14 protein-coding genes are annotated in these 24,019 nt (G+C 62.7%); 6 read left to right on the forward strand and 8 right to left on the reverse strand.

Translation table 11 applies throughout. The features are described 5' to 3' along the window. Positions 1-95: 95 nt before the first annotated feature. The 5 genes from EKH80_RS09015 to EKH80_RS09035 all read right to left on the reverse strand — a co-directional run bounded on the left by EKH80_RS09015 (position 96) and on the right by EKH80_RS09035 (position 7,439). Entirely contained in the window at positions 96-2,348 is a 2,253-nt protein-coding gene (locus EKH80_RS09015; protein WP_126684396.1) for a xanthine dehydrogenase family protein molybdopterin-binding subunit, read from the reverse strand. Beyond that, positions 2,345-2,881 (reverse strand): (2Fe-2S)-binding protein, encoded by a 537-nt coding sequence (locus EKH80_RS09020; protein WP_126684397.1) that lies wholly within the window; start codon positions 2,879-2,881, stop codon positions 2,345-2,347. Before EKH80_RS09020 ends, EKH80_RS09015 begins: the two co-directional genes overlap by 4 nt. Positions 2,882-3,085: 204 nt before the next feature. Next, positions 3,086-4,420: an APC family permease gene (locus tag EKH80_RS09025; RefSeq protein WP_126684398.1), complete on the reverse strand. Its 1,335-nt coding sequence runs from the start codon at positions 4,418-4,420 to the stop codon at positions 3,086-3,088. A 47-nt stretch (positions 4,421-4,467) separates the two neighbouring features. Then, positions 4,468-5,403 carry a PhzF family phenazine biosynthesis protein gene (locus tag EKH80_RS09030; protein WP_126684463.1) on the reverse strand — a complete coding sequence of 312 codons (936 nt, stop codon included), beginning with the start codon at positions 5,401-5,403 and terminating at the stop codon, positions 4,468-4,470. A gap of 116 nt (positions 5,404-5,519) precedes the next feature. Beyond that, on the reverse strand, positions 5,520-7,439 hold the full coding sequence (locus tag EKH80_RS09035) for a S53 family peptidase (RefSeq protein WP_126684399.1): 1,920 nt from the start codon (positions 7,437-7,439) through the stop codon (positions 5,520-5,522). A 691-nt stretch (positions 7,440-8,130) separates the two neighbouring features. Here EKH80_RS09035 and EKH80_RS09040 point away from each other — a divergent pair. The 4 genes from EKH80_RS09040 to murD all read left to right on the forward strand — a co-directional run bounded on the left by EKH80_RS09040 (position 8,131) and on the right by murD (position 15,237). Next, on the forward strand, positions 8,131-9,645 hold the full coding sequence (locus EKH80_RS09040) for a fumarate hydratase (RefSeq protein WP_126684400.1): 1,515 nt from the start codon (positions 8,131-8,133) through the stop codon (positions 9,643-9,645). A 179-nt stretch (positions 9,646-9,824) separates the two neighbouring features. After that, the gene (locus tag EKH80_RS09045) at positions 9,825-12,437 is read left to right on the forward strand and encodes a bifunctional aspartate kinase/diaminopimelate decarboxylase (RefSeq protein WP_268991849.1); all 2,613 of its coding nucleotides are present in this window, start codon (positions 9,825-9,827) and stop codon (positions 12,435-12,437) included. A 90-nt stretch (positions 12,438-12,527) separates the two neighbouring features. Then, positions 12,528-13,877 (forward strand): UDP-N-acetyl-alpha-D-muramoyl-L-alanyl-L-glutamate epimerase, encoded by a 1,350-nt coding sequence (gene murL, locus EKH80_RS09050; RefSeq protein ID WP_126684401.1) that lies wholly within the window; start codon positions 12,528-12,530, stop codon positions 13,875-13,877. Between the two features lies 1 nt (position 13,878). Further along, the gene (gene murD, locus EKH80_RS09055; protein WP_126684402.1) at positions 13,879-15,237 is read left to right on the forward strand and encodes a UDP-N-acetylmuramoyl-L-alanine--D-glutamate ligase; all 1,359 of its coding nucleotides are present in this window, start codon (positions 13,879-13,881) and stop codon (positions 15,235-15,237) included. A 29-nt stretch (positions 15,238-15,266) separates the two neighbouring features. On the opposite strand, the gene EKH80_RS09060 is transcribed toward murD, so the two are convergent. After that, positions 15,267-15,890 (reverse strand): TetR/AcrR family transcriptional regulator, encoded by a 624-nt coding sequence (locus EKH80_RS09060; protein ID WP_126684403.1) that lies wholly within the window; start codon positions 15,888-15,890, stop codon positions 15,267-15,269. 63 nt (positions 15,891-15,953) lie between these two features. Between EKH80_RS09060 and EKH80_RS09065 the strand changes: the two genes are divergently transcribed. Further along, a complete protein-coding gene (locus EKH80_RS09065) occupies positions 15,954-16,589 on the forward strand; it encodes a glutathione S-transferase C-terminal domain-containing protein (RefSeq protein ID WP_126684404.1) in 636 nt (211 codons plus the stop codon). Between the two features lie 78 nt (positions 16,590-16,667). Here EKH80_RS09065 and EKH80_RS09070 read toward each other — a convergent pair whose 3' ends face one another. Together EKH80_RS09070 and EKH80_RS09075 are read right to left on the reverse strand one after the other, a co-directional pair. Beyond that, a complete protein-coding gene (locus EKH80_RS09070; protein ID WP_126684405.1) occupies positions 16,668-18,752 on the reverse strand; it encodes a M13 family metallopeptidase in 2,085 nt (694 codons plus the stop codon). Positions 18,753-18,938: 186 nt separating this feature from the next. Continuing rightward, positions 18,939-22,289: a GH92 family glycosyl hydrolase gene (locus EKH80_RS09075; protein WP_126684406.1), complete on the reverse strand. Its 3,351-nt coding sequence runs from the start codon at positions 22,287-22,289 to the stop codon at positions 18,939-18,941. Between the two features lie 243 nt (positions 22,290-22,532). Here EKH80_RS09075 and EKH80_RS09080 point away from each other — a divergent pair, with 243 nt between their 5' ends. Beyond that, complete coding sequence (locus EKH80_RS09080) at positions 22,533-23,993, forward strand: DHA2 family efflux MFS transporter permease subunit (protein WP_230473536.1); 1,461 nt, start codon at positions 22,533-22,535, stop codon at positions 23,991-23,993. The last annotated feature ends 26 nt before the right edge of the window (positions 23,994-24,019 follow it).

A 24,019-nucleotide genomic window follows, 5' to 3' on the forward strand; every position in this document is an offset into this window, starting at 1 on the left:
ATGATCGAGTCGAGCAGGCTGGGATGACAGTCCCAGCGTTTCCAGCATCCCAGCCTACTCAATCGTCATTCCGGCGCCGGCGAGTCCGGTGAGTGTTACAGCAACCGCAGCAATTCCTTCATCAATGGAAGCCTGCGCACGCGCACCGCACTCACACGGAAAACAGCATTGGCCAGCGCCGGCGCCGCGGTCGGCATGGCAAGGAAACTCGCACCGGCCGGATCGCCTTCGCCCGGCACGGTGATCACTTCGACTGTGCGTGGCAGTTGCGCCATGCTGGCCAGCGGATATTCCTTCCAACTGCTTTGCTGCACCTTGCCGTCCTTGACCGTGATCGCGAGGTTGAGTGCGCTGGAAAGCGCATCCAGCGTGGCGCCGGCCACCTGGCCTTCCAGGCCGGTTGGGTTGATGACGCGGCCCACGTCCACCGCGCACACGGCGCGTTCGATGGTGAGTCTTTCGCCCTTCATCGACACTTCGATCGCATGGGCAACGTAAGCGCCGTCCATGTACCAGCAGGCGAGCCCCAGGCCGTTCACCGAATGCAGCCAGTCCTTCCAACTGATGCGGTCCGTGGCGAGCTTCAGCACGTTGGCCAGCCGTGCAGTGTCGACTGCACCGCCGCCTTGCTGGGGAATCAGCCGTGGTTCGCCGATCAGGCGCAGGTGGGTGGCCAGCGGATCTTCCTTCAGTGCATGCGCGATTTCGTCGATAAAACTGCCGACCGCGAAGGCGTTGGTGAGATGCGGCATGCCTCGATGCGGGCCGCGCGGCAAAGACGAAGACAGGCCCAGCCAGTCGCTGCGGTAATTCGGCACGAAACCCGCGGGAAACTGGTTGACGCTGACTTCGGAACTCCATAGATGATCGACCGGCACGCCGCGTCCGGCCAATGCCGAGGCACTGGCGACGCGCTGGTCCCAAGCGAGCACATGGCGCTTGGCGTCGATGGTCGCACTGAACTTGTGCACGCAGCCGGAGCGATAGTAGTCGTGCGTGAGATCTTCGTCGCGCGTCCAGAACAGACGCAGCGGCTTATCGACCTCTTTGGCCAGCAGCACCGCTTCGGCGACGTAATCATGATCGAGACGCCGGCCGTAACCGCCGCCGACACGAGGTACACGAATGTCGATCTGGTCTGGTGCCAGGCCGGTAAGGCGCTGCACCACCGTCCAAGCCTGTTGTGGCGATTGCGTCGGTACGTAGAGCGTGGCGCTGGTCTTGTCCAGGCGCACCAGACAGTTCATAGGTTCGCTGGTGGCATGCGCCAGCCATGGCTGGTAGTAGGTGGCTTCGACACGGCGCGCGGCTTTGCGTTTGGCCTTGTCGATATCGCCATCGTCGCGTACGCGTGTAGTTGGCGCGGCGTCGCTGTTGAGCAGGGCGGTGGTTTGCTGTTCCAGCGCAGCGCTGCTTTCGCCACCGCTTGCACCCGGTTTCCACTCGAGTTTCAGCGCGAGCCGCCCTTGCAAGGCGAGCCAGGTGTTTTCGGCGATTACCGCCACCGCCGGCGCAATGACCGTTTCGCCCAGCGGCAGTCGGGGGTCGGGCTTGAGCTCGATCACTTTCACGACGCCCTTGATGGCGAGCGCGGCGCTGCTGTCGAGCCCGGTGAGCTGGCCATCCGGCCATGGGCAATGCGCGAGCACGGCGGCAAGGGTGTCGCCGAAATGTTGATCGAGCGTGTATGCCGTTTGCCCCGTGACGATCGCCCGTGCTTCAGCGTCGCCGGCGGGCTTGCCGATCAAGCTGTAGCGGTCCGGGGTCTTCAGCGGCACCGGGCCGGAGGGCAAGGCTATTTTCGCCGCTGCCGAAGCAAGCTGTCCGTAGCCGAGACGGCGACCGTCAGGCGCTATCACCGAACCCTGCTCGGTGCGTAGTTGCTCGGGCGGGACGCCCAGTAACGGTACGGCGGCGCGAATCAGCAGCCAGCGCGCCAGGGCGCCGGCCGAACGCAGGTCGCGCCACGCGCGCGGTATCGAATTGCCGGTGCCGCCTGCCTGCTGGCCATACAGCCATCGTGGCTTGCCGTTGTCATCGGCAACCCCCAGGCCGAGCGGTACTACGCGCACGCGTTGCCAGTCGGCGTCCATTTCGTCGGCGATGATGCGTGCAAGGGCGGTGGAGACTCCGGTGCCGGTTTCCGGGTCGCGCGAACCGATCAGCACCGTACCGTCCGCATCAACGCGCACATACACGCCGAGGTCGTAAAGCGCATCGCCCAGCATGTCCGGCGGCACCGGTGTGGTGGCTGCGCGGGTGCTGCGAATGCCGACGATCAGTGCGCCGGCCGTACCGGCAAGCACCTGCAGGAAGCGGCGGCGCGAAAGCTTCAGCGTGCCGCTCATGCCTTGGTTCCTTGCTTCATCACAGCGGCCGCGCGCTTGACTGCTCTGCGCACGCGCGTTTGGCAGCCGCAGCGGCAAAGGTTGGGCAGGGTATCGATGTCGTTGTCGCCGGGATCCTTGATGCGGTTGAGCAGATCCATCGAGGCAATCAGCCAGCCTGGCGTACAGTAGCCGCAGCCGATCGCGTCTTCATCGATGAATGCCTGCTGCAGAGGATGCAGGCCGCCCTTGGCGTCAGCCATGCCCTCCACCGTGGTGACCTGCTTGCCGTCCAGCTTGCTCATCGGCAGACCAATGGCGGAAGCGGCCTTGCCGTTCACCAGCACCAGGTCCGCGCCGTCTTCGCCGTGCTCGCCGCCGTACTTGGTGCCGTCCAGTTGCAGCACATCGCGCAGGTACCACAGCAAGGGCATCGCGGGATCGCCACTGTGGTGAAACTGCTCGCCGTTGATGCGAAGGTCGATGCCGGCTGGGACGGAAACCGGAGTAACGTCATTCGGCTTGCTGGTCAGCGCGGCGTGGTCTTGCGCCATCGGGTGGTGTCTCCATCAAATCCTAACGGCGCATTGTGGCATTGCCGCACGCAATTAGGGATGGTCTGAAAAAGTCCGTCACGGACTTCCGCGCCGCGTCCGGTACACGCTCCGACGCGGTTACGCCAGATCAGGCACTTAGGTGTCCGATCTGCGGTGGGCCTTCCCTGGCCCACGGAAACTCTGAACTTGTTCAGAGTTTCCTTAGGAGCGTGCCGGGCTGAACAGATGCCGCCAAACCAGGTAGACGGGGATGCCCATCACCATGATGGCAAGGCCGATGCCGGTATTTACCCAGCTCGTCCGCAGGCTTTGCACCACCACCAGTCCGATCGTGGCGATGAAGATCAGCGGCGGCAGCGGATAGCCGGGCACGCTGAACCTCACTTCGGCGGCCTCCTCGCCGGTCTCCCTGCGGCGATACCAGAACAGCGTGCTCACGCCCACGGCGCAGGCCAGCCAATCGCCGAAGGTGGCGTAGTCGAGCAGCTGACCGTAACTACCGGACAACACCAACACGATGGACCAGCCTACCAGCAGCAGCAGTGCGAGGTTGGGCGTGTGGTGGCGTGGATGCAGGCGCCCTACGCTGGCGAAGAACAGGCCATCCGCCCCCATCACCTGTAGTACTCGTGCGCCTGCTACCAGCGTGATGTTGCAGAAGCCGAAGGTGGAAATGGCGATGCCCACGGCGATCAACTTGGCGCCGGCTGGGCCGAACACTTTGTTCATTACGTCGGCGGCCGGCGTGCGGCTGAGCGCCAGGCCGGCATGCCCGAGCACTGCCAGGTACGCCACGTTGACGAGCGCATATGCGCAGACCACGCCGAGCATGCCTAGCACTAGCGCACGGGGCAGGGTGCGCTGCGGTTCGCGCACTTCGCCGGCCAGATTGTTGAGGTAGGTGAAGCCGGAATAGGCAAACAGTACCGGCAGTGCAGCGCCCATGAAGCCGGCTTCGCCTTGGGCGGGGTCCGCTGCCAGCCAGGGTGCGCCGGTGCCGACGCCGGCCAGCAACAGCCCGCACACCACCAGCACCGCCACAGCCAGCAGCTTCAACAGGGTGAACAGGTTTTGCATCTGCACCCCGAACTTGAGGCCGAACAGGTTGATCAGCGCCACCAGCGCCAGCGCGCCCACCGCCAGTGGCGTCGCCATGCCGGCCGGGAGTCCGAATACCGTCGCGGTATAGCTGGCGAAGATGGTGGCTACCGCCGCGCTCGAACCGGAATAGATCACCAGCAGCATGGTCCAGCCGAACAGGAAGCCGGCCAGAGGACCAAAGGCCTCGCGCAGGTAGACGTAGCTGCCGCCGGCATGGGGCCGTCGCGCGCCCAATTCGGCGTAACACAGCGCGCCTAGCAGGGTGAGCACCCCGGCGCCCACCCACATGAGCAGCAGGGCCAGGCCCGATTCCGTGCGCTGCGCGGCAATCCCCGGATTGAGAAAGATGCCGCCTCCGATGATGCCGCCGATCACGACCAACGCCGCGTCCCGCAGGCGAAGGCTGCGCTGATAGCCGGTAACCGGTGACGTCATGGGAGAGCCCCTGGATTGGAAACGCAGAGCATGGCAATCGCGGAAGGTTACGGCAAGCTAGGCGTCATATTGCCTCCAGCCCGCACCCCTTTTTCCGTGTGGCCGCTCGGCAGGTCGAGTTCGCCCTGAATCACCGCCACGCACTGGCCGCCGATCGTGATAGCTGCAGTGGCGGCATCGTGCTTGACGATGACGTATCCGTCGCGGCCGATCTCGCGTCCCTGGCTTGCGACGTAGCCCGCGCCGTAGCGGATGTCATTGCGTGCGACCAGAAAAGCCATGATCGCGGCGTTGGCGCTGCCGGTCACTGGATCCTCCGGAAAGCCGTCCGCCGGGCAAAAGGCGCGCACGGCCATTTGTGCAGGGCCGCCGCCACGCTCCTGGCCGAACACGGCGAGACCGATCGCAGCGTGCTCCTCGCACAAGCGCTTGATGGCGTGCAGATCGGGCGTCAATGTACGCACGCGTGAGGCGTCCCCGAGGTCGCACACGTACCAACGCGGACCGTTGTCGACCAAGCCGGAGGGTGCATCATTGGCCATGCCAACTGCCCTGGCGATCGCATGGCGCATTTGGGCGCTTACGTCGCATTGCTTGGCAACAGGAGCCTGCACGTGGATGATGCGTTCCGTGCCGGGATGCTCGATCTGCACGGGCAGCAGTCCCGCGGCGCATTGCTGAATCAATTTCGTTTTACCGCCAGCGACGAGTCCCGCTTCGATTGCAGCATAGGCACTGCCAACACTCGGGTGTCCGGCGAACGGCAATTCCTGCTGCGGCGTGAAAATGCGCACGCGGTAGTCGGCTTCCGGTGCCGTCGGAGGCAGCAGAAAGACGGTTTCGGAGAGATTCGTCCAGCGCGCGAAAGCGCGCATTGCGGCTACGTCCAGCCCATCACCATCGATGACCACCGCCAGCGGATTGCCGTGCATGGGCTGGCGCGAGAACACGTCGATTTGCATGAAACGGCGCTTGATGGGCATCGGCATGTGAAGTTGCGGGATGGGTAGCCATCATAGCAATTGCCACACATGCGCTTTTTGCAGCAGTCAACCAGTTGCTCCCGCCTCTGCCAGCAGGGGCGGGAGCAATCCATCACTTAAAAACCAGCGCGCAGGAACGCATCCAGGTTCGCTACATCCAGCGTTCCGATGCCGGCACCTGGGGTGTAGTGCGGAGCACCGTTATAGAACCAATTGTCGCCGGCGCTGACGCGGTTGAACGGCGAGAAGAAGTCGTAGCCGAAGATGTTCTGCAAGGCATACACCTGCGGATTCCACCAGCCGATGCGACGACCCGTGCTCTGCTTGAGTAGCGCCGTGATGCCGTTGAGCTGCGGTGCTACGAAGCTGGTGCCGCCTTCGCCGCTGCTCAAAGCGCCGTTGGATACAAAGACGTAGCCGGTTTCCGGGTCGGCGTTGAGCGAGATATCCGGCACGTTGCGACCCGCGAAGCGGCTGGGCAATTGCAGCAGCGTGGTCGGGCCGGCACTGGGATCGTTGAAGACCAACGACTGGTTCGGCTCACTGCGGCGAATACCGTAGGTGAATGCCTGGTAGAACGGCCGGTGCCAGTACACGCTCACGCCGCCGCCGCCGCCCACGGAGAACAGGTTGATCGGACGGACGTACTGGGTGAAATAGGTCTGCAGATAATCCCAGCCCCATACGCTTTCCTGCGTGATCGACGCGGTCGGGCCCTTGCCGAACTGATAGCTGTAGGGCGTGGTGGTTCCGCCGGCCGCGGTGATGAAGGGATCGGAAGCCGGCGAATCGACGGTAAGCGGCGCGGTGTATTGGCCCACTCCCGTGCCCGCCCCCAGGTCGCGCGCCGTGTCGTATGCGCCCGAATCACCTGACGCAGCGAACAGCGATTGTCCCTGCACGGCGGCTTCCAGGAAGATCTTGTGGAACGCGCGCAGATCACCTGCGTCCGTAGTGTCGGTATTGCTTGCACCGGGCGTGTTGAGTGCGGCGAAGTTGAAGATTTCCGGCAAGCCCCAGCTGGTGGAGATGCTGTCGGCGGTGTTGTCCGAGACGGCTTGGGCGAAGGCATCGACATAGCCTGCGGTAGTGTTGGGCGCGTCATACACGATGACGTTTGCATAGGGGGCGATCCCGCCCGACTGCTCCACGTCGATCGAGGTCTCGCCGCTGCCGCCGTCGATGGCACCACCGCCATCCACGTGCACTTGCGTGATGCGATTGGGCTTGGTGTCCAGGCCGATATCCGACCAGTACGTGGTGGCGTCGTTGGGATCGAAGTTGGACAAGGTGACGACGCCTACGGTCGATCCATCGCCGACCACGCCGCGCTGGTAAAGCGGATTGATGTCATAGAAGTTGGCGACGTCGCCCACCGTGTACTGGCCCGGTACGCCGGATGCCGTGGGATTGTCGCTGGACCCGTTGCCGCTCTTTTTGCCCAGCGCATTGGCCTGCACGTTCGGTGTGCCCAGTGACGCAAAGGCAGGCGACGAAACGTGATGCGGACGATAGGCCTTCTCGCTGCTCAAGCCGGTCGCCACGTCGACCACGTCGGCAATGGCCGATGGTATCTGCGGTGCCGAGACGGGTTTGTGGAAGCTGCGGCCGTCCTCGCGCGAGACATAGTTGTGGATCGAGGTCTGGAACAGTTGGCCGAACTGGCTGAGCGAACCACTGGTGCGAATCGCCAGATGGCTGGGCAGGACTTCGCTGCTCAGGCCCTGGCTGCGCAAGTAGGACTGCACGCGCGCAATCTCCGCGTCAGTGGCGCCGTACCGTTTTGCAAACTGCTGAGTGGTAAGGAACTGCTGATAGTGCTCGCCGCCGGGCGTTACGGTCTGGCGGACGTAGTCCTCCAGCGCGGCTTCATGCTGCAGTTTCAAGATCAGCGTGACGTGTGCGACCTGATTGCCTGATGCCATGCCGACATCGACGGCAGGTTTGAGGTCCGCGGCCAACGCCCCGGCGCTCGTGCCGGCCAGCAACAAACCCAAAGACAAGGAAAGCGAATTGCGATGCAGCTTTGCAAACATGGATGCTCCCTCCAAGTGAGCACGACGGCATGTCGGCATGCGAGGCAAAGGTCGCAAGTGCGCACCCTTGCTTCATGCGAACGATGGCGTTGCGCATGGCTGAAATTTCCTCTTCTTCCCAGCGACGTCGTCCGTCTCCCCTGACGACCGGCATCGAGCCGCTTCGGTGAGCCTATAGGGCTTGCGTGAAACCTGGAAGTGCCTGAACGGCATCAGGGCAGAACCGCAAGTCATAGGCTGCGAAATGCTTGTCGCCTATTTCGATGCGGCGAAAAATGCTTGCAACAAGGCGCAGACGGATTGCTTGTGAAAAACCCTACCTAACGTGTTGGATATTTCTTAGGCATCAGCGAGATGATTGGGTGGGTGTTGCGGGAATTTTTCTCACGGGCTGCATACCCCGCGTGCGCATCGATGCGATCGATCACCATGAAAATCTTCGATGCGCAAGTTCGCGGTCAGTCACGAAGGCGACGATCCTGGGGTATGGTTCGGTCGCTGCGTTCGCCGATGCAAAGTCGTCGCCAACGCCAAAGCCGCCATTTCCGGCTGATTGGAGGCGTTCCCCATCCCGCGCGGCCGGTTTGCGCGAAGTTTTTTATCTGCGACGCATGATTGGGGCACAATAGGGCGGTTGTGCCCGGCCAGCGCAAGGCTGGCCGGGCCTCGTTCCCCAGTCGAAGCCACCGCCATGACCATCATCAAGCAAGACGATCTGATCCAGTCCGTCGCCGACGCCCTGCAATACATCAGCTACTACCACCCCGTCGACTACATCACCAACCTCGCCAAGGCCTATGAGCGCGAGGAATCGCCGGCCGCGAAGGACGCGATGGCGCAGATCCTGATCAATTCGCGCATGGCCGCCGAAGGTCATCGCCCGCTGTGCCAGGACACCGGCATCGTCACGGTATTCCTGAAAGTCGGCATGAACGTGCGCTGGGACGCGACGCTGAGCCTGGAGGACATGGTCAATGAGGGCGTGCGCCGCGCCTACAACCATCCGGACAACAAGCTGCGCGCGAGCGTATTGGCCGATCCGGCCGGCAGGCGCGCCAATACCAAGGACAACACGCCGGCGGTGATCAACGTTGCCATCGTTCCTGGCGATACGGTGGAGGTGATCGTGGCGGCGAAGGGCGGCGGCTCGGAGGCCAAGTCCAAGTTCGTCATGCTCAACCCCTCCGACTCCATCGTGGACTGGGTGCTCAAGACGGTGCCGACCATGGGGGCCGGCTGGTGCCCGCCGGGCATGCTGGGCATCGGCATCGGCGGCACGGCCGAGAAGGCCATGCTGTTGGCGAAAGAGGCCTTGATGGAGCCGATCGACATCCAGGATCTGATCGCGCGCGGCCCGCGCAATCGGGCGGAAGAGTTGCGTCTGGAGCTGTACGAGAAGGTGAATGCGCTGGGCATCGGCGCGCAGGGCTTGGGCGGTCTCACCACGGTGCTGGACGTGAAGGTCAAGGATTACCCCACCCACGCCGCCAATCTCCCGGTGGCGATGATTCCGAACTGCGCAGCCACGCGCCATGCGCACTTCACCCTGGACGGTTCCGGCCCGGTGATGCTCGACGCGCCCTCGCTGGAAGACTGGCCCAAGCTCAGCTACGACGCCTCCAAGGGTCGCCGCGTGAACCTCGATACGGTGACCCGCGAGGAAGTGGCCGGCTGGAAGCCAGGCGAAGTGCTGCTGCTCAACGGCAAGCTGCTCACCGGCCGCGACGCGGCCCACAAACGGATGGTGGACATGCTGAACAAGGGCGAGAAGCTGCCGGTGGATTTCCGCGGCCGTTTCATCTACTACGTCGGCCCGGTCGATCCGGTGCGTGACGAGGTGGTCGGTCCCGCAGGCCCCACCACCGCCACCCGCATGGACAAATTCACCGAACAGGTGCTGGCGCAGACCGGCCTGCTGGGCATGGTCGGCAAGGCCGAGCGCGGTCCGGCCGCCATCGAGGCGATCAAGCAACACCAGTCGGTGTACCTGATGGCCGTGGGTGGCGCGGCGTACCTGGTCTCCAAGGCCATCAAGGCCAGCCGGGTGGTGGCGTTCGAGGACCTGGGGATGGAGGCGATCTACGAATTCGAGGTCAAGGACATGCCGGTGACAGTGGCGGTGGATTCGGCGGGTAGCTCGGTGCACAAGACGGGCCCAAGGGAATGGCAGGCCAAGATCGGGAAAATTCCCGTTTCGATCGAGTGATATGGCGCGCTTTGCGCGCGACGTTGGCTCCCTCTCCCCTTTGGGAAGAGGGAGCAGATCGCGGCACGCGGGCACTATTTAGCCATCCAAACGCCATGCCGAATTTTCGGTTGCATTCCTGCTGACGCGGCGCAACACTGGCGGGATTGACTTTTCCCGCAACCCTAGACAGAGAAACCGTGACCTCGAACGCCCCCGCGCCGCTGTCCGCCGGCGCACCCTGGATCGTGATGAAGTTCGGCGGCACCAGTGTCGCCACCTTGCCGCGTTGGCAGAACATCCGTGAACTCGTTTCCAGCCGCCGCGCAGAAGGCGCTCGCGTGCTGGTGGTCGTGTCCGCGCTCACCGGCATCACCGACGCACTCAAACAACTGTGCGCCCAGGAAGACAAAGGCAAACGCATCGAGGCCTACAAGGCAATCGCGCAGCGTCACTACGAGTTGCTCGATCACATGCAGCTGCCAGTGCCCGAAACGCTGGCCGAGCGCCTGCGAGAGCTGGCTGGACTGGCCGAAGAAGGCCCGGCAGTGCTGGGCGAACTTGCATGGTCTGCGCTGGTACAGGCACATGGCGAGTTGATGTCCAGTGCGTTGGGTGCAACGTTTCTCTCGCACACCGGCGTACCCACGCAGTGGGTGGACGCGCGCGAATGTCTTGCGGCCATCGCGTTGCCGAACCAGAACGAACGCACCAAGCTGCTCTCGGCGATGGTCGAGGCCAAGCCTGATCCGGCCTTGAATGCGCGCCTGGAGCAGCTCGGCGAAGTGTTCATCACGCAGGGTTTCATCGCGCGTGAATCGCAAGGCCGCACAGTATTGCTCGGCCGTGGCGGCTCGGATACGTCGGCGTCGTACTTTGGCGCACTGCTGAAAGCGCAGCGCGTGGAAATCTGGACCGATGTGGCTGGCATGTTCACCGCCAACCCGCGCCAGGTGCCGGGTGCACGCCTGCTGCAGAAGCTCGACTACGAAGAAGCCCAGGAAATCGCTTCCACCGGTGCCAAAGTACTGCACCCGCGCTGTCTGTCGCCGCTACGCGAGCCGCGGGTACCCATGCTGATCAAGGACACCAACCGTCCGGAGCTGGAAGGCACGGTGATCGGACCGGAAGTGCGCGAGCACGCGCCCAGCGTGAAAGCGATCAGTGCACGCAAAGGCATCACGCTGGTGTCGATGGAGTCGGTGGGCATGTGGCAGCAGGTCGGCTTCCTGGCCGACGTGTTCGCCCACTTCAAGCAGCATGGACTGTCGGTGGACTTGATCAGTTCGGCCGAAACCAACGTGACGGTGTCGCTGGATCCCACCGAGAATCTGCTTGATTCCGACGCGGTGGCGGCGCTGGCCAGCGATCTGGCCAAGGTCTGCCGCGTGAAAGTGATCGCGCCGTGCGCGGCGATCACCATGGTGGGGCGCGGCATGCGTTCGATGCTGCACACCTTGTCCGGTGTGCTGGCGGAGTTCGGCCAGCTGCGCGTGCATCTGATTTCGCAGTCGTCGAATAATCTCAACCTTACCTTCGTGGTGGACGAGAGCGTGGTCGACGAACTGATGCCGCGCCTGCATGAAATGCTGATCGCCGCGGGTGCGCTGCGTACCGACGACAGTGCCTTGTTCGGCCACAGCTGGCAAAGCCTGTATGGCAGCGGCGAAACGGTCATGGCAGCGGATGCATGGTGGCGCAACGAGTGTCGCGATCGTCTGCTGGCGCTGGGTGCCGAAGCCACGCCACGCTACGTGTATCACCTGCCGACGGTGCGCAAGCAGGCGCGTGAGTTGAAGACGCTCACTGCGGTGGATCGCATGCATTACGCGGTGAAGGCCAATACCCATCCAGCCATCCTGCGTGCCCTGGCCGGGGAGGGCTTCGGCTTCGAATGCGTGTCGCCCGGGGAACTGAAGGCGGTCATGGCGGTGGTGCCCGAATCGGCCCCGTTGCTGTTCACGCCCAACTTCGCACCGCGCGAGGATTACGCGTGGGCCTTGAGCACCCGCGCCACGGTTTCGCTCGATTCGCTGTATCCGCTGGAACACTGGGGCGAAGTCTTCCGTGGGCGCGAAATCGTGCTGCGTGTCGACCTTGGCCGCGGCCTGGGGCACCACGAGAAGGTGCGTACCGGCGGCAGCGGCAGCAAGTTCGGCCTGCCGGTGGATCAGCTCGACGCCTTCCTGCGGCTGGCCGACACCCACGGTGTGGCCGTGCGAGGTCTGCATGCACACCTTGGCTCGGGCATCCTCGACGTCAAGCACTGGGGCGAGGTGTACAGCCAGCTGGCCAGCATTGCCGAACGCATCGGCAGCGTGGCCTTCCTCGACATCGGCGGCGGCCTCGGTGTGCCTTCGCATCCGGGCGAGGCCAGTCTTGACATCGCGGCGCTGGACGAGACCTTGCGCAAGGTCAAGGCGGCCTATCCGTACTACCAGCTGTGGATGGAGCCTGGCCGTTACCTGGTGGCCGACGCGGGCGTGCTGATTGCCCGTGTCACGCAGCAGAAAGGCAAGGGTTCATGGCGCTATCTCGGCGTGGATACCGGCATGAACAGTTTGATCCGTCCGGCGCTGTACGATGCCTGGCATGAAATCGTGAACCTCTCCCGTCTCGACGCAGAAGCCACCGCGCTTTACCAGGTGGTCGGCCCGATCTGCGAAAGCGGTGACGTGATCGGCTCCGACCGCCGCCTGCCGGAGGCGCAGGAAGGTGATGTGGTGCTGATCGCCCAGGCCGGCGCATACGGCAAGGTGATGTCCTCGCCGTACAATCTGCGGGATGAGGCGGAAGAGATCATTCTCGACTAATGGCGTCTGCTCCCTCTCCCTTTCGGGGGAGAGGGTTGGGGTGAGGGGCAACCTCGCGAAGTGTTAGCAATGAAGCCGGAGCTGTTTTAAGTGACCCAACCGATCCAACCCCGCCTGACCCAGGTTTTCCGCTTCGTCCGCGCGAGCTATGCCGACGGCGTGGCCGAGCTGGCGTATGCCTTCGACCAGGGCGAGGAATTGATCGAACGCGTGCGCTTTCCCGCGCCGCCCGCACTGACGCCGGAGCGAAAGCATGCTTTTGCAGCAGCGCTGAAATTGCTGCATCTGATCGCCGGCATCAGCTACTACAAGGCGGGCGTGCCGCCGAGCATCGAGGTGGCCTACGGTCCGCTCGACGATGCCACGGCAAACCTGCTGGATGACCTGTACCTGCATGGCCTGGCCGAGTTCGCCTATCGCAACGGATTGGATTTGCGCGGACGTATCGCGTTTCCCCGTTCTGGCGAGCCGCCGGGTAAAGTGGAAGCGCCCGCCTTGCATCTCCCCAAGCGCACGCTGGTACCCATCGGCGGCGGCAAGGATTCCGTCGTCGCGGCGGAAGCGATCAAGCGGATCGGTGGTGAGGCCACCGCAGTCTGGGTGGGCAATTCGCCGCTGATCGCGGCATGCGCCGAACGCACCGGCCTACCCTTGCTCAACATTCAGCGCGAACTCGCGCCAGGCCTGTTCGAATTGAACCGGCTCGGCGCGTGGAACGGCCATATTCCGGTGACGGCCGTCAATTCAGCCATCCTCGCCGTAGCGGCGGTGCTCTACGGCTATGACAGCATCGCCTTTGCCAACGAGCGTTCCGCGTCGGCCGCAACGCTGGAGTACGAAGGTCAGCAGGTCAACCATCAATGGAGCAAGGGCTATGCCTTCGAGCAGTTGCTCAGTGATTGGCTGCATACGCATGTCGCTGCCGATCTCGACTATTGCTCGCTGCTGCGCCCGTTCTCGGAGCTCGCGATTACGCGCGCGTTCGCCAAGCACACACCGTATTTCGATGTCTTCTCCAGCTGCAACCGCAACTTCAAGATCCTGGGCCCCAAGCCGGCCGATCGCTGGTGCGGCCAATGTCCGAAGTGCCATTTCGTGTTCCTGGCGTTAGCGCCGTTTCTGCCCAAGCCGCGCCTGCTCACCATTTTCGGTCGCAATCTGCTGGATGACGAATCGCAAGCCGCTGGCTTCGATGCTTTGCTTGAGTATCACGATCACAAGCCGTTCGAGTGCGTGGGCGAAGGTGCGGAGGCGCGCGCTGCCATGTACGCGTTGAGCCAGCGGCCGGAATGGCAGGAAGACGCACTCGTCGCGCGTTTCCGCAGTGAAATCCTGCCGCAGCTCGACGTTGCGCAATTGGCGCTGGAACCCTGGTTGCAGCCTTCCAGCGAGCATCGCGTGCCGAAGCGCTTGCAGGCGGCGCTGGCAGCGATCGCCTGACATGCGTATCGCGGAACTGGCCGGCAGGCGGGTTGCGATTTGGGGTTTCGGCCGCGAAGGGCGTGCCGCCATCCATGCTCTGCGCAAGCGTCTCCCCGAGCTGCCGCTTGCACTCTATTGCAGCGAGTCCGAGGCCGCCCAAGCACAAGCTTTCGATTCGTCGCTGCGGATCTATCCGAGTGAACCGGATGCCGTCGCCCTCAGCGCCTACGACGTGGTCATCAAGTCGCCGGGCATTTCCGCTTACAAGCCGGCCATCATCACGGCACAAGCGCAAGGCACGCATTTCACTTCCGGTACCGCGTTGTGGTTTGCGGAGAATCCGCAAGCGCGTGTGGTGGCGGTGACCGGTACCAAGGGCAAGAGCACCACGACCGCCCTGATTGCGCATCTTGCCCGCGTACAAGGCGTGCGCACCGCGCTGGCCGGCAATATCGGCTTGCCGTTGCTTGAACTGCTCGACAGCCAAGCCGAGCTTTGGGCGATCGAGCTGTCCAGCTTCCAGACCGGCGAAGCAGGCCAACTGGAACTGGGCGTGATTACGAGCCTTTATGAGGAGCACCTCGACTGGCATGGCTCGCGCGAACGTTATGTGGCCGACAAGCTCAAGCTGGTCGACCAGGCAAAGCGGCTGCTGGTGAACGCCCAGCAACCTCCATTGTTGGAGAAAACAGAGCATCACCCGCATCGTTTGCTGTTTGGGCGCACAGATGGATGGCATGTGGCAGAGGATGTCATTCGTTGCGGTATCACGGACGTATTTCCGTTGCAGCGAATCTCGGTTCCTGGTGCGCACAATGCATTGAATGCATGCGCGGCATTGGCTGCGCTGGAGGCCATGGGGGTTGATGCCATGGCGGCGGCGCAAGGCTTGGCGTCGTTTCACCCACTGCCGCATCGCCTGCAGCCGTTGGGTGAACGTGATGGCCTGCAATGGATCAACGACTCCATCAGCACGACGCCGCAGGCTACGCTTGCAGCACTTGAAAGCCTGCACGGCCGGGAGATCACCGTCATCGTCGGCGGCCACGACCGCGGCCTGGACTGGGCTCCCTTCGTTGATGCCGTGAAATCGCGCAAGGCGCTGCGCATCGTGGCGCAAGGCGCCAATGGCCAGCGCATTGCCGCCGCTTTGCGTGCTTCCAGGTCAGAAGTGCCATTGGGCGATGTCGACAAGCTTGCGGATGCCATCGAGATGGCGCGCACCATAACGCCGGAGGGGGGCACAGTGGTACTGTCGCCTGGAGCGCCGAGCTTCGACCAATTCCACGATTACGCAGAGCGCGGCAAGCGGTTTGCAGAAATGGCAGGGTTTGATGGAAGCAAGATAGCCGGCATCGTCGGATTGGGCATTGCCTAAGCCATGTAGGCTGGGATGGTCATCCCTGCCTATCCGGCACCGGCACAAATCATCTTCGCGCCGGCGACTGCCGTCAGCCGTAGGGCAGCACGCGCATCGCCTGCGCGCGAACGCAGGGCCAAGGTGTGCAGGATGGCCGAGGCAAGCTTTGCCAGCACGGCCGGTTTGGTCAAGGCAGGAATCTCTCCCTGCTTGTGCGCGCGCCTGAAACGCCGCTCAAAGGCGTCGTCGAAGCTTTTCAAGCCCTGGCCAAGCTTTTCGCGCACCTCGGCATCGTTCATCGCTTCGGCCAGCGACGTACCGATGAGAAAACAGCCGTGTGCGTCGTCGTTCGACGGGAAGTACATTTCAAGGGCGAGGTCATAGACCCGCATCAATGACTGTTCCAGTGGCATATCCGCGGCCAATGCAGTTTCCATGGCCAGCTCGCCGGCGGCGATATAGCGATCCATGGCGCACAGATAGAGCGCCCGCTTGTCACCGAAGGCGGCATACAGGCTCGGGCGATTCATACCGGTTGCCGCGCTCAGATCGTCAAGCGAAGTACCGGAGTAGCCCTGTCGCCAGAAGGTGTCTCGTGCGTCCGCAAGCGCCTGCTGCGGATCGTAGGCGCGTGGTCGCCCGCGCCGTGGCCTGGGTTCTTTTTGTACCATTTTGTATAAAAATTTGACCGTCGGTAATTTTGTGCAATATAGTACAAAAAATAGGAGCTCTACATGAATCTGTACTTTTCCCCGTTGGCTTGCTCGATGGCTACCCGTATCGCGTTCTACGAGGCAGGCGCCGAGGCCGAATTCACCCAGGTCGACACCAAGGCCAAGTCCCTGGCCGACGGGGCGGATTTCTATGCCATCAACCCGCTGGGCCAGGTGCCGGTATTGCGCACCGGCGAAGGTTTGTTGCTGACCGAAAACACGGCGATTCTGCCGTTCGTCGCCGAGCAGTTCCCTGCGTCCGGGCTTGCACCGGTGGGGGCAGCAGAGCGTGCCAGCATGCAGCAGTGGCTGGGCTTCATCAGTACGGAGCTGCACACGGCGGTATTCATTCCGCTGCTGGATTCGAAGGCGCCGGACGGGGCCAAGGCGTATGCGCGCGAAAAGGCAGGGCTGCGCTTGGACGTGCTGCAACGACACCTGGCATCGCGACTATTCCTGCTCGGCCATTTCACCGTGGCAGACGCCTATCTGTTCGTGGTGTTGAACTGGGCTGCGTTCAGTGGCATCCAATTGCAGCAGTGGCCGGGCGTGGCGGAGTACTACCAGCGCCTTGCCGCGCGCCCCAGTATTGCAAGAGCGCTATCCGAGGAGATAGTCATGTACAACGAACAGCGCTCCAAGCGTGCAAAAGCCTAAGCCTCCTGGGGCGCTTAATGCACGAAAAAGGCCGTGCCCCGAGAGGTACGGCCTTTTTGCTTTGTCGTCCCGGCGTGACTACCAGATCTTTACCCGCTGATCCGGCGCCAGATAGAGCTTCTCGCCCGGCTTCACATCGAAGGCGTCATACCAGCCATCGATGTTGCGCACGGTCAGCGCGCGAAACGCCGCCGGCGCGTGCCCGTCGGTGGCTAGGCGCTGGCGTTGTGCCGCATCGCGGATCTTGGAACGCCAGGCCTGCCCGAACGCCAGGAAGAAGCGCTGGTCGCCGCTGAGGCCGTCGATCACCGGCGCCGGCTTGCCACCGAGCGATTTGTGATAGGCGGCATAAGCGGCGGTCAGGCCGGAGACGTCGGCAATGTTCTCCCCCAGCGTCTGCTGGCCGTTCACATGCAGGCCGGGCAGGGGCTCATATTGGTCGTACTGCTTGACCAGCTTCTGCGTCGCGGACTGGAAGTGCGCGGCGTCTTCGGGCGTCCACCAATTTTCCATCCTGCCCTGCGCGTCGAAATCGGCGCCGGTGTTGTCGAAGCTGTGGCTGATTTCGTGGCCAATGATGGCGCCGATGGAGCCATAGTTGGCGGCGGCATCGGCGTTCGGGTCGAAGAACGGCGACTGCAGGATCGCGGCCGGGAAGTTGAGGGCGTTCTGCAGCGGCAGGTTCACGGCGTTGACGGTCTGTGGCGTCATCCACCACTCGCCCTTGTCCACCGGCTGGCCGAGCTTGGCGAGCTGATGCTTGTATTCCAGTGCCGCGGCGCGTTCATGATTGCCGAGCGGATCGTCAGCGCGAATTTCCAGCGTGCCGTAGTCGCGCCAGCTATCCGGGTAACCGACGCTTACGCGCAGTGTAGCGATTTTCTCCTTGGCCTTGGCGCGCGTCGCGGGAGTCATCCAGGCGAGCGTATCCAGGCGCTCGTCGAAGGCCGCAACGATGTTCTTCACCAGCGCCTCCACCTTGGCCTTCGAAGCAGGCGGGAAGTAGTGCTTTACGTAGAGCTGGCCTACTGCGTCACCGAGGTCGATGTTGGTGGCGCTGACCGCGCGTTTCCAGCGATCCTGCTGCTTGGGCGTACCTTGCAGCGTAGTGCCGTAGAAATTGAAGCTGAGATCCACATACGCCTTGGGCAGCAGCGGCGTGGCCTGGTTCAGTGCGTGATAGCGCAGCAGCTGCTTCCAGGCGTCGATCGGCTCGCTGCCCACCAGCTTGGCAATGCCGGTGGTGGCGGAGGGCTGCCAAACGTCGATCTGCTGCTGGTTATCCAGGCTGGCTGCCTTGAAGTAGGCGGACCAATTGAGTCCCGGCGCCTTCTGCGCAAAGTCGCTCCTGCTCCATACATTATTGGCCTTGTGCACGTCCTCGCTGTCGACCAGGTTTTCCTGCGCCTGAGCAATCTTGGTTTCCAGCGCAATGATGGTTTTGGCCTGGGCTTCCGCATCCGGCGTGCCGGCGAGCTTCAGCAGCGAGCTTACGTAGGCCTGATACTTCGCGCGAGTTTCGACCATGTCCTTGTCTTGCGACAGGTAGTAGTCGCGACTAGGCATCGCGATGCCGCCCTGCAGCAGGTACGCCATATTGTGCGACGAATCTTCCAGCCCCTGCGTCACGAACAGGCCGAACAGGTGATCGGTATGGAAGTTGGTGCTGTTGATCGGATCGACGTCAGCGCGCAGCTGGCTGCCGAGCACGCTGGCCAGGTCGTCGCGGGTCTTGATGGCATCGATACGGTCGAAGTCGGACTTCAGCGGAGCGAGGCCCAGCTTTTCGATGTTGGCCTCATTCATGTAGGCCGCGTAGTAGTCGGCAATCTTGCGCTCGTTGGAGCCGGTGGCTGCGTGGGCCTGCGCCACGTTGCGGATCAGCTGCGAGGTCTGCTTTTCGGCCAGCTGATACACCTGCAGGAAGGTGCCAGTGCCGGGGCGATCGGCCGGGATCTGCGTGTTCTTCACCCAGACGCCGTTGGCGTAGTCGAAGAAGTTGTTGCCGGGCTTGACGGCATGGTCGATACCTTTGAGATCGATGCCGATGTCCGTGCGAGCGGCTTGGGCCGTCGGCGCGTTATCCTCGGCGCCAGGTGCTGCGGCCAGGACAGTGCTGCTGGTCAGCATGGCCGCGGTGAGAACCCATCTGAATCGCTGCATGGCGATCACCTTTTATTGTGAGAAAGATTCCCCCACCTTAGTCGCCTGCCGGTGGCTTGTGAGCATGACTTTCGGGCTAGGGCGCGACTGCTCGCCACCATGCCCCATTCCCCATTCCTCCTTTTTGTGCGTCGCCCACCAGCGAATCGGTCACGTAGGCTGGGATGAAATCCCAGCTTTCTTGCTTCAGCGTCCCAGCAAGGCGATCTCCGCCAGGGCCATGGACGCCTTGCCATCGAAGCGCATGCGGTAATAGGCATGCGCGCCGGATTGATGAATGCCGAACACCCGCGTCTGTTGCGGCCACGGGAAGCGCTCTCCTTGTCGCCTGTCCAGCGCCATCCAGTGCTGGCCATCATCGGAGGCCTCCAGCGTCCAGTCCGACGGCGCCGGCGCTTGCTTTGCCGAAGTCAGCGTATACATCGCCACCAAGTGCGGCTGCGGAAAATGCCAGCTCACGATGGGCCGCTCACCAGGCAACTGCGCTTGGGTATCGCTGCTGTGATCGAACAGCTTGCCAAGATCGGGCATGGCCGGTTCGCTGCCGGGATCGCCTTGCCCTGGGCCGACGAGATCGCGCATCGGCGTGGGCTTGCCGGAGGTCGTAAGCGATGACGGTAAATCCCGTTCGTCGCTGCTCCAGGTGGAGGGTTTCGGTCCCATCACGAAATCCAGCGTGGCGCCCTGCGCAAGAAGCTCGTGCGGCAAGGTGAGTTTGTTCCATGGTTGCCCGTTCACGCGCAGGCCCTGTATATAGCGATTGTTATCGCTGACATCGGGTGCGTTGATGAGGATGTGCCTGCCGTTCTCCAGCGTGATGTCCATGTGCGGGAAATACGGCGCACCGATCACATATTCGGGCGTGCCCATCCGCAGCGGATAGAAGCCGGCGGCGCTGAACAGCCACCAGCCGGACATCTCGCCGTTGTCCTCATCGCCGACATAGCCCTGGCCGATCTCGCTGCCCAGGTACAGGCGCGAGAGCACGTCGCGTACCTTGTCCTGCGTTTTCCATGGCTGGCCGGTGTAGTCGTACATGTAGATGATGTGGTGCGAAGGCTGGTTGCTATGGCCGTATTGGCCCATGCGCACTGCCTGCGCTTCGCGCATCTCATGAATGGGCTCGCCGTAACTGCCGACGTGATAGATGCCCGCAGTGGCAAAGAACTGGTCCAGCTTTGCGGCGAGCTGGGCGCGGCCGCCGTACAGCGCGGCAAGTCCGTTACCATCCTGCGGGGCATGGAATGCCATGTTCCAGGCATCGGTCTCGGTGTAGTCATCGCCCCAGCGCATGGGGTCGAAATTCTGCTTCGTATAGCGCCAGTCGCCTTGCGCACTGCGGCCGACGAAAAAGCCGAGATTGGGATCGAACAAATTGGCGTAGCCCAGGGCACGGTCGTGGAAGTACGCAGCGTCTTCGACGTAGTGCACCTGATAGGGATCTTGCGCAGTTTGGCCAGCAGCCAATGCCGCGGCAAGATTGCCGATAGCGAAATCGTTGATGTAGCCGTCCATCGACCAGGACAGACCTTCCTTGACCGCGTAGTCCGTATAGCCGTTGAAGATCGAGCGCTGTATACCCTTTCGCCCAGTTCCGGCTAGCGGGCTTGCTACCGTGGCGTCCTTCAGCGCAGCCTGATAGAACGACTGCACGTCGAAGTTGCGTACGCCTTTCAGCCATGCATCGGCAAAAGCGACATCGGCGCTCGTGCCCACCATCAGATCGGCATAACCGGGCGAAGACCAGCGGGCGATCCAGCCGCCGTCGCGGTATTCCTGCACGAAGCCGTCGATCATCGTGCCGGCCTGTTGCGGCATCAGTAGCGCATAGGCAGGCCACGCGGTGCGATAGGTATCCCAGAAGCCGTTGTTGACGAATACCTTACCATCAACGATGCGTGCGCCGGTCTGCGTGGGCGTGTTCTTGCCTACGGTGGGCGAGAAGGGGCTGGCGTAGCGATAGACTGGATGGTTAGCGGTGCCGGCGTTCTCGTAGGCCGAATTGGGATACATCTGCAGGCGATACAGATTGGAATACAGCGTCGCCAGTTCGTCGTGAGTGGCGCCTTGTACTTTCACGATGTCCAGTTGCTTGTCCCAGATGGCCTGGGCATGTTCGCGCAGTTCATCGAAGCTCTCCTTTGGCGCGATTTCCAGCTCAAGGTTGTGCTTGGCCTGTTCAAGGCTGATCAGGGAGGTTGCGATACGCACGTTTACCGCTTTGGCCCTGGACGTGTCGAAGCCGAGCCATGCCGTGACGTGATCGCGGCCTTCGCCAGACAGCCGTCCGCTTTCGGCGATCGGCTGGTCGACCGTGGCATAGAAGAACAGGCGCGTGGCGCCGGTGGATAGCACGCTCTTCACGTCGGAGTAGCCGCTGAAGCTGCGATGCAAGGAGTCGAGCGTGATGGCTCCTTCATCCGTGCGGTTGTCGAACACGAGTTGTCCACGCTTGCCGGGGAAGCTGAAACGAAGCATGGCGGCGTGATCGCTGGGCGTCATTTCGCCGACGATGCCGTTGTCGAACGTTACCTTGTAGTAGTGCGCGTGGGCGATCTCATGGTCATGGCTGAAGCTCAAGGCGCGCGCTTGACGATTCGCATCCGGCGCGCCGCTGGCAACCGCTGCAGGCATCATCTGCAAGGTTTGGCGATCGCCCATCCAAGGGCTAGGCTCGTGCGAGAGCGAGAATGCTTCGATGCGCGGGCGGTTGTTCGCATCGTTGAGCTGCTGGTATTGGTACATCCAATCCGAACCGGCATCGGTCACCGGCGTCCAGAAGTTGAAGCCGTGCGGCAGGGTGACGGCGGGAATATTGTTACCGCGCGAGAACGTATGGCCGGAATTCGTGCCGCGCAAAATGTTTACGTAGTCACTAGGGCGCTTGTCCGCGTTGTCGTCAGGGGCCGGCCCGAGGTGCAGATCATCGAGGAAGCCTTCGATGTCCCCGGCAGGGCCATCATGTGTCAGCACGATGCGACGTATATGGCGTCCGGCCGCAACCCGGCCTACATCGATGCTCAGCCTGTTCCATTGATTCACATACACGGTACGGCTAGCACCCAGGGCGTGCGCGTTGGCGGGGATGCGGTGCTGATCTTGCGCTTGGCTCGCTGAAAGGCGCGAGCCATCATCGAACACCAGGTCGATGGCCACATAGGTGGAAGGGTCGGCGAGATCGTTCGCCGCGATGCGCGGGAACAGCAGATAGGTAAGCTGCGTATTTGCCTGTATCGCCAGGTCCAAATCAAATAGTGCAGCTTCCTGCTTGCCGCCGGTGTGCCCGTGAAATGCAAGCGAATGAAGGCCCGTGAACCCCACGCCTGGACGGGTGCTGTAGGCGTCATCCGGGGCGGGACCATCTTCGATCCGGACAGAGAAGGTCGCATTAGCCTGGCTCGCTATCGGCGCGGCTTCGCCTGTTTCGAACGAAGTGTAGAACGTACCGTTGCCATCTGCGCTGGCGACGGTAGTGCCGCAGGCGAGTGCGAGCAAAAGCAGTTTCTGCCGATATGGGCGGGTGGTGAAAGCTGGCATCGAGGACCCCTGTGGAAAGTGCTTGCGGATGTGCGGAGCGTGCCAAGAGCCGGATTTGATCGATCTAAATTAGGGGTGTCAAACCGCAGCGCAGCATGCACAGGTCGCGGTTTCGCCGTTCGCGGCCGCTGGGCAAACGGAGGCTTGTGCGATCGGGTAAGACGGGGAAGCAGTCGATTCCATCCTTTTTCATTCGTCGCGTAAAAGTGCAAACTCTTACGTCTCCCTCACAAGGACCTACTGATGAGCCACGCCGGACATGCCCCTCACGTCGCCATGCACCCTGAGCGCCGCTGGCTGGCGTTGATCGTGCTGTGCCTGGGCGTGTTGATGATCGTGCTGGATACCACGATCGTTAATGTGGCCTTGCCTTCCATCAAGATGGATCTGAAGTTCGGTGACACCGAGTTGGCCTGGGTGGTGAATGCGTACCTGTTGACCTATGGCGGCTTTCTCTTGCTGGGCGGTCGCCTGGGCGATCTGTACGGACACCGCCGCTTGTTCCTGATCGGCATCGCGGCCTTTACGCTTGCTTCGCTCGCCTGCGGGCTTTCCACTACCCAGATGGCGCTGGTCGTAGCACGGGCAGTGCAGGGGCTTGGTGGCGCGGTGGTCACAGCTGTGGCGCTCTCGCTGATCATGGACCTGTTCACCGACGCGCAGGATCGTGCAAAAGCGATGGGCGTCTACGGCTTCGTATGCGCGGGAGGCGGCAGCCTCGGCGCCATGTTGGGAGGCGTGCTGACTAGCAGCCTGAGCTGGCATTGGGTATTCCTGGTGAACCTGCCGATCGGCATTGGCGTGATCGTGGCCTCGCTGCGTCTGCTGCCCGCGGCGGCAGGTACGGCCAGTTCGCGGCATCTGGATGTGTGGGGTGCAGTGACCGTGACGGTGGCGCTGATGCTGGCCGTGTATGCCATCGTCAACGGCAACGAAGCAGGCTGGCTGTCATCGCGCACATTGGGACAGCTTGGCATCGCCACGATCCTGCTGGCGGTCTTCTTCTGGCTGGAAGCGCGCGTGCAGGCACCGTTGATGCCATTGCGTCTGTTCCGGCTGCGTAATCTGGTGGTTTCCAATGTCGTCGCCGTGCTGTGGGCGGCGGCAATGTTTGCGTGGTTCTTCCTGTCGGCGCTGTATATGCAGCTCGTGCTTGGCTACGGTCCGCTGGAAGTGGGCCTGGCCTTTCTGCCTGCGAATCTGATCATGGCGATGTTCTCGCTGGGCCTTTCCGCCAAGCTGGTGATGCGTTTCGGCATTCGTCGTCCCCTCGCGCTGGGCCTCGCTTTCGCTGCGTGTGGCTTGCTGCTGTTCGCGCATGCACCGGCGAACGGGCACTTTGTGAGTGACATTCTGCCCAGTATGGTTTTGCTCGGCATCGGCGCAGGCGTGGCCTTCAATCCCGTGCTGTTGGCGGCGATGAGCGAGGTGGGGCCATCGGAATCGGGACTCGCTTCGGGGGTGGTCAACACCGCCTTCATGATGGGTGGATCATTGGGCCTTGCCGCACTGGCCAGTCTTGCATCCTGGCGCACGCAAACCTTGGCGGCAATCGGCAATGGACAGGCGTTTGCACTCACCGGTGGCTATCAGTGGGCATTCCTGGTTGGAGCTTGCTTTGCGGCGCTAGGCGCATTGCTCGGAGCGTTGTTGTTGCGCACGGCGCGGGTCCCGACCGCAGAGCCTGCGGCCAGTGCCCATTGAAGGCGGCGATGCCGGGTTTCGCAACC

This window comes from Dyella choica (assembly GCF_003977665.1).
In the GTDB taxonomy this organism is placed as follows: domain Bacteria; phylum Pseudomonadota; class Gammaproteobacteria; order Xanthomonadales; family Rhodanobacteraceae; genus Dyella_B; species Dyella_B choica.

Excerpts from the sequence above, each read along its gene's own strand:
- EKH80_RS09015 (WP_126684396.1), bottom strand. The coding sequence starts at position 2,348 with ATGAGCGGCACGCTGAAGCTTTCGCGCCGCCGCTTCCTGCAGGTGCTT.
- EKH80_RS09020 (WP_126684397.1), bottom strand. The coding sequence starts at position 2,881 with ATGGCGCAAGACCACGCCGCGCTGACCAGCAAGCCGAATGACGTTACT.
- EKH80_RS09025 (WP_126684398.1), bottom strand. The coding sequence starts at position 4,420 with ATGACGTCACCGGTTACCGGCTATCAGCGCAGCCTTCGCCTGCGGGAC.
- EKH80_RS09030 (WP_126684463.1), bottom strand. The coding sequence starts at position 5,403 with ATGCCCATCAAGCGCCGTTTCATGCAAATCGACGTGTTCTCGCGCCAG.
- EKH80_RS09035 (WP_126684399.1), bottom strand. The coding sequence starts at position 7,439 with ATGTTTGCAAAGCTGCATCGCAATTCGCTTTCCTTGTCTTTGGGTTTG.
- EKH80_RS09040 (WP_126684400.1), top strand. The coding sequence starts at position 8,131 with ATGACCATCATCAAGCAAGACGATCTGATCCAGTCCGTCGCCGACGCC.
- murD (WP_126684402.1), top strand. The coding sequence starts at position 13,879 with ATGCGTATCGCGGAACTGGCCGGCAGGCGGGTTGCGATTTGGGGTTTC.
- EKH80_RS09060 (WP_126684403.1), bottom strand. The coding sequence starts at position 15,890 with ATGGTACAAAAAGAACCCAGGCCACGGCGCGGGCGACCACGCGCCTAC.
- EKH80_RS09065 (WP_126684404.1), top strand. The coding sequence starts at position 15,954 with ATGAATCTGTACTTTTCCCCGTTGGCTTGCTCGATGGCTACCCGTATC.
- EKH80_RS09070 (WP_126684405.1), bottom strand. The coding sequence starts at position 18,752 with ATGCAGCGATTCAGATGGGTTCTCACCGCGGCCATGCTGACCAGCAGC.
- EKH80_RS09075 (WP_126684406.1), bottom strand. The coding sequence starts at position 22,289 with ATGCCAGCTTTCACCACCCGCCCATATCGGCAGAAACTGCTTTTGCTC.
- EKH80_RS09080 (WP_230473536.1), top strand. The coding sequence starts at position 22,533 with ATGAGCCACGCCGGACATGCCCCTCACGTCGCCATGCACCCTGAGCGC.